The sequence below is a fragment of the Frankia sp. CcWB2 genome, assembly GCF_977927585.1.
The window spans coordinates 13,286-19,595 of the sequence record NZ_CDWRCM010000081.1 but is presented as its reverse complement, the minus strand read 5'-3'; the positions used below and the strand labels follow the sequence as shown (position 1 = coordinate 19,595).

The window sequence follows — 6,310 nt, the reverse complement described above, 5'->3', positions numbered from 1 at the left end:
CCCTAGGTGCCATCACTGCCGGTCAGCCGCGTTGCGATGATCGCCCCGGCCGTCGGGACAGCCGGCCGCCGAGTCGTCCGTTCACCTCCGCCAGCAGGGCGTTGATCTCGTGTATCCCCATCCGGGTGGCGACCGCGAGGAAGAGCCCGCCTCCCACGGCCGCGGCGAGCACCACCGCGACCCCGGAACCAAGCCACCCCTCACCCACGACCGCGCGGGCACCTCGGGCGAGCAGCGACGCGAGGACGGCGCCGATCCCGGCCGCGATCGCGACCCGGGTGATGACCTGCACGGTGCGATTGCCATCGATTCCCCCGAGCCGCCGGTGCAACAGGGTGCTCGTCGCCGCGAGGCCCATCAAGTAGGCGGTGGCGAAGGAGAGCGCCAGCGCGACGGCCCGGTGCTCCTCGGGCACGACCACGGTGAGGACCAGGGCACCGATGACGTTCACCGCTACGACCCCGATGTTGACCAGTGCCGGGGTGCGACTGTCCTGGTAGGCGTAGAACACCCGTAGCTGTACCTGGAACAGGGAGAACGGCACGAGGGCCAGGGCGAAGGCGCTGAGGGTGTCGCCGATGTCCATAGCGTCGCCGTAGCCGGTCGCGCCGTGATGGAACACGGCGACGGCGATCGGCCGGCCCAGGGCGAGGATGAACAGGGCGGCGGGCACGATCGCGGTGATCGTGACCCGGGTCGCCATCGAGATGTCGGCCCGCACTAGGTCCCTGCGCCCCTGGGCGGCGTGCCCGCTCATCCTCGGCAACAGTGCGGTGATGACCGAGACGCCGATGATGGCGTACGGGAGCTGGAAGATCTGGTATCCGTACGTGTAGATCGTGTAGGCGGTCGTCGCCGTCGACAGGTTGACGATCACCAGGTAGCCGGCCTGGCTGATCACGACGAACAGCAGCGTCCACCCCGCCAGCCGAGCCGTCGAGCGCAGTTCGGGATGCCGCATGTCCAACCGCGGCCGGTAGCGGAAACCGACCTTGCGCAGCGAGGGGAGCAGCGCGAGGGTCATGACGACGACGCCCAGCGTCGTCCCGGCGGAGAGCACCGTCACCTGGGTGTCGGTGATGGCCTTCGGCCCGTCCACACCCCGCGGGCGCGGACCCGCGATGAAATAGGTGAAGCTCAGACAGGTGACGATGACCAGCAGGTTGTTCAGGATCGGGGCGAACATGGGCGCGGTGAACGACTGTCTGACGTTGAGGATCGCCCCGATCGTCGCGCCTACCCCGTAGAAGATGATCTGTGGCAGGAGCCACCGCAGCATCGTGGCGGCGAGCGCCCGCTCGTCGGAGCCGGCGTGCAGGTAGAGGCTGATGATCCACGGGGCGATCAGCATGCCCACTGCCACGACGACCCCGAGGCCGAGGATCATGAGTGTGAGCAGCGACGACGCGAACGCGTCCCCCCCGTCGGGATCCTCCTTCGCGGTGCGGACCATGACCGGCACCACGACGCTCGTGAGGACGCCGCCGAGGAGCAGGTCGTAGAGGATGTTCGGCGTGGTGTTGGCGACGTTGTAGGCCTGGCTCACCGCACCGGTCCCGATCGCCGCAGCGATCGCGACGGTCCGCAGGAACCCGGATGCCCGGGAGACGATCGTGCCGATCGCCATGGTTCCACTGGCCCGGCCGAGGCCGGGCCCGGTCTTCGCCGGCCCGCCGGCCTGCCTGGTTGCGCTGCCGTGCTGTGCCGTTGCGCTGCCGTGCGGCGCCGTGCCGGTGTCTCGTCGGGCCGGTTCGGGGGGGATGCGGCGGACGTTGCTGCGAGGAAGTGCCACCGTCGGCTTGGACTCGCTCAAGGACGGACGACGGCGATCGTCGCCGTCCCGACGGGAACGGTCGGCTCGGGTGCGTCGCTCCGGACGCGCTGCACGGTCTGGGCGGTCTGGGCGGTCTGGGGTGTCCCGCCATGAGGATCGTCCGATGGGGATGACGGGGCCGACCCCGGGCGGGGTCGGCAGCCGGCTCGTCCGCCCGTCGTCCAGCGGCGGGGTGCTGCGTTGCGATCGTTCCGGTACGCGGGGCCCCGGCGGCGGACCTCCTTCCGACGGAGGCAGCACATGGGGAGGCGGCGGTGGTGGGCCCGATGTGGCGGGAAGCTTCCGGGTCTGCTCGCCGGCGGTCATGCGCGGAGCGTCGGGACCGGGGATGCGGCCTGCGGATCGCGGATACCGCTTGTCGCGGGGGCTCGCGGGATCGTCGTGGCGCGGGTCCGGGTGGCGCGGGCCGCTGTCATAGCGCGCGCCGTCGTACCGCGGGTCGCCCTGCCGCCGGTCTTCATGGCGCGGCGTGTCGAACCGTGGCGCGCCACGGCGTCCGTCCGGGTCAACCGGATGGTTCCGCTTCGGACGGTCCCGTTCGGAGTACCGGGGCCGGCGCGCGAGTCCCCGGTCCGGATCTGGCTGCTCCGGACGGATCTGCCCGGGATAACCGGGATACGACTGGTCCGGGGGGAACCGGGCCGGGCGTTCGGCCGCCGGGTAGCCGTCCTCGTCGGAATACCCGACGTCGGAATACCCGGCGTCGCGTGGGTCCCGGTCCGACGGTCCATCGCCGGGACCGGTACCGCGATCACGCCGGGGGCCGGTACCACCCCTGCGATGCCGGGCCCCCGGCCGGCCTTCCTCCTCGACCGGCGTCATGGGCCGCTCCGTCGCCGTCGGAAGGGAGCTGTGGCCGCCGAGTCGTCGGTGTCCTCCTGGCTGTCGCGGCCGTGGCGAAGGGTGCCTCGGTCCTGGCCTTCATAGCGCCGGATGGCCGTCCGCACCACCGGCGTCGTCGTAGTCGAGGTGGCGGCTTCGCGCTTGTCGTCGCCACTATGCCGGGTCGAGACCGAGGCGGCCGGGGTGACCGGATCGACCTGGTTCACCGGGCTCACTGGGTCCACCGGGTCCACCGGGTGGAGCGGGGCAGCCGGGTGGAGCGGGCCCGCCGGTCCGGTCGCCGCCTCGTGCGGGCCCGCCGGCCCGCCCAGGTCGTCCTTGGCCCCCCGCAGGCGGGCCCGCAGCCGTCGCGCCAGACGGATGACGACCGCCAGGAGCAGCACGCCGACGGCACCGATGGTGATCGCGGTCGCGACGGCGCCGTAGACGGTGGATCGGACGAGAACCCGGTTCGGTGGCTCCGTGGACAGCGCCTGCCCGTCGAGGTTGAGTTTGCGGATCTCGAGGGGAAACGTCCCCGCACCCTCGGCCTCCATCTCGATCTCGACCTGAGCCTTCTGCCCTGGGGGAAGGCGGAGTGTCTGCCGGGCCGGCGAGCGCAGCCGGGACCGGTCGGTCGAAGAGAAGGCGAGCACCACAGTGACCTCGTACTGGGTGTTGTTCTCCAGGGTGATCGGGACCAGCCCACGTCTGCTCGTCAGGTTGACGCTGCGGGAGGCCACCACCTGGATTCCGTTGCGGATCGCGGACGCCTCCCCGTCCACCTGCTGGCTCAACGACACACCGTCAACCCTGCGGTCTCCCCGCCACGCGGCGGAGGTCGCCGTGACAAGTGTGTTCTTCATCGGGTTGATGAGCTGCAGCTGGCACCTGGGGCCGCGCCTGGGCGGGCACAGCACGGGGCTCAGGGCCTGCACCTCGTCAAGGACGTCCTCGACGGCGGTGAGGTAGTCGGTCGGCAGCTCGCGGGCCTGTGCCTCGGCCGGGTAGGCAAGCCGGCCCGGCCGGTCGTCCGGCCGGCTCTGGCCCCCGACACCTGCGTCGAGTCCCACCGAGGTGGAGTAGCCGCTGGTGAGGGTGTCGAGTACCGACCGTGCCCAGTCGCTCGGCGGGTCCCAGTCCCGGGGCAGCGCCAGGATCTGGAACCGTTGCTCGGGCCGTTCAGCGGTGATCATGCCGAGCTCGGCCCGCAGGCGTGCCAGGGCCGTCCCGAAGTCGGGACCGTCGGGCAGCCCGGTGTAGGCGGTTGCGATCCTGGTGAGCTGGCTGTCGGCCGCGAGCGCCTGGATCGGTCCGGCCGAGGTGGCGAGGCTGACGGTCGCAGACGGGGTATAGGTGATCTTCGCTGCGGAGGGTAGCAGCTGGTCATCGAGGATCACGGTCCCGACCTCCAGCTGGCGCAGTATGTCCGCGGTGGTGGCGTCCGCCGACCCGTCGGCGGGATAGGCGATGGTGCCCTTCTGCAGGGGGTCACGCCCCAACAGGTGGGCCAGCACAACTTCGCCAGTCTTGACGGCGTACTTCACCGTGTCCAGCTTCCGGGCGCGGACGAGCGCGGTCAGATCGGCATCTCCGTAGGGCAGTGCGAACACCACGCCTCCCTGCTCGGCGAAGCGCACGATGTCGGAGAGGAAAAGGGCCGCGTTGGCGTCCGTCTGCGCATGAACGGGCCCGCCCGGGGTGGCGTAGTCGTAGCCGCCCGGCTGCGCCATGATGGTCAGCGCCTGCACCAGGGTCGGATCGACGGCGAGCGTGACCGGCGGCGTGGCGGCGGTCAGCAGCCGGGACAGCCGGCCGCCCGGCTTCACCTCGTCCGCGAGCGCGTTGTCGGTCAGCCGGCCGTCCGAGCGCAGGCGCGGCTGATCTGCGATCGGCAGGACCGCGGCGACCGGTGTCCTCGGCTGCTGTGGGTTCGGCGCCCAGACCAGGAAGGTGTAGGCCGCGCCGATCGGTACCACGGCGCGGCCCCCGACGGAGCCGGTAATCCGTAGCTGGACCGGGTACACCCCCAGGCTCGGCGGCAGGTCCAGCGCGGCGCGATCGGCGGCGATCCGGAAGGGCACGGGCGCGGCACCCTGGATGGGCGGGGCGGCCAGCGGTTGGGTGCCGTCGCCGTTCGCGAGGACCACCTGGCGGTAGCTGCGTGTTCTCGCCGCGGCCGGGTCATCGGTCAGAGTGGCCAGCTGCCCGCGTGAGGTCACCCTGGCGCCGATCCACAGGCTCATGGAGAGGTGGGCCAGCGGCTCCCCGACCGTGGTGATGAGCTGGCCGCTGACGGAGAGCATGGTCGAGCCCCCCGGGGTGGGGGGACTCACCTCATCCAGATCGATCGTCACCGGATTCGGCGGACCGCCGGGTCTGGCTGCCGTGCCACCCGGAGTGATAGATAGCGAATTATCTGATTTGTCGGTGGATGAAGATGTGGAAGACCGTGGTGTTCTTGTGGATGAATTGTGGTGGGTAACCGGTTCGACGAGGACTCCCCCGGCCGGCACGGGGGTCGAAGCCGAGGCCGAAGCCGAAGCCGCGCAGACCCCGGGCACGGCCACGGCGAACAGGGCTAGCGCCGCGAGTATCGTCGCCCGGCGCAACGGCGCGCGACCGGTGGTGGAGATCGGCGGCGGCATGGGTTGATCGTACGAGTCCCCCGGCGACCAGCCGGCCCGCCTGTCCGGGACGCCGGGGTTACGGCTTGATTCCGCTGGGCCCTTCCCGGGCGGACGCCGAGAAATCATGATCATTGTTTTGGGTCCACGTAACGGATCATGGGCGGTGAGGCCGTAACCTGAAGGTGTGTCAGTGATCAGTCTGGACAATCCGCGAGACTCGGCCGAACGGGTGGTGAGTGAGCTGCTGAGGGTGCCGCCGGCCGCCGATGAGCTCGGTCGCGTCTTCACCGCGAACGGTTACCTCCTTCACCTCGTCGGTGGTTCGGTACGGGACGCCCTGCTCGGCCGGCCGGCGTCCGCCGTGTCCGGGGCCGCACCAGCCGATCTCGACTTCGCCACGGATGCTCGCCCCGAGCGGGTTCTGGAGATCACCCGAGGATGGGCGGAGGCGACCTGGGAGGCCGGAATCGCCTTCGGCACGGTCGGGCTCGCTCGGCACGGTGTCCGGTTCGAGATCACCACCTACCGTAGTGAGGCGTACGACCGGCAGTCCCGCAACCCGGCCGTGACCTACGGCGACAGCCTGGAGGCGGACCTGTCCCGGCGGGACTTCACCGTGAATGCGATGGCGGTGTCCGTGCCCGGCCATGACTTCGTCGACCTGTTCGGCGGGATGACAGATCTCGCCCGCGGCGTGCTGCGTACCCCCGCAAGCCCCGAGGCGTCGTTCGACGACGACCCGCTGCGCATCCTGCGGGCCGCCAGGTTCGAGGCGGCCCTGGGCCTCACCCCGGTACCCGAGCTGGTCGCGGCGATGCGCTCGCGGGCCGATCGGCTCGCGATCGTCTCCCCCGAGCGGGTCCGCGACGAACTGCGCAAGCTCATGCTGGCTCCTGACCCGGTCGCCGGTCTGGAGCGGTTGGTCGAGGTCGGGATCGCCGACATCGTGCTGCCTGAGGTGTCCGCCATGCGGATGGAGATCGACGAGCACCACCAGCACAAGGACGTCTACGCCCACACCATG

General features: G+C 70.8%; 3 protein-coding genes. 1 reads left to right on the top strand and 2 read right to left on the bottom strand.

Going from position 1 to position 6,310, the window contains the following annotated elements; genetic code table 11:
• Positions 1–22: 22 nt before the first annotated feature.
• Together murJ and ACY45C_RS10735 are read right to left on the bottom strand one after the other, a co-directional pair.
• Positions 23–2,656, bottom strand: coding sequence for a murein biosynthesis integral membrane protein MurJ (gene murJ, locus ACY45C_RS10740; protein WP_462187477.1), 2,634 nt, complete (start codon positions 2,654–2,656; stop codon positions 23–25).
• A complete protein-coding gene (locus ACY45C_RS10735; RefSeq protein WP_462187476.1) occupies positions 2,653–5,304 on the bottom strand; it encodes a DUF6049 family protein in 2,652 nt (883 codons plus the stop codon). The genes murJ and ACY45C_RS10735 overlap by 4 nt, the downstream gene beginning before the upstream one ends.
• A 172-nt stretch (positions 5,305–5,476) precedes the next feature.
• Here ACY45C_RS10735 and ACY45C_RS10730 point away from each other — a divergent pair.
• Positions 5,477–6,310, top strand: an 834-nt coding sequence (locus ACY45C_RS10730) for a CCA tRNA nucleotidyltransferase (protein ID WP_462187475.1), incomplete at its 3' end; no start/stop codon positions are given.

Excerpts from the sequence above, each read along its gene's own strand:
- murJ (WP_462187477.1), bottom strand. The coding sequence starts at position 2,656 with ATGACGCCGGTCGAGGAGGAAGGCCGGCCGGGGGCCCGGCATCGCAGG.
- ACY45C_RS10735 (WP_462187476.1), bottom strand. The coding sequence starts at position 5,304 with ATGCCGCCGCCGATCTCCACCACCGGTCGCGCGCCGTTGCGCCGGGCG.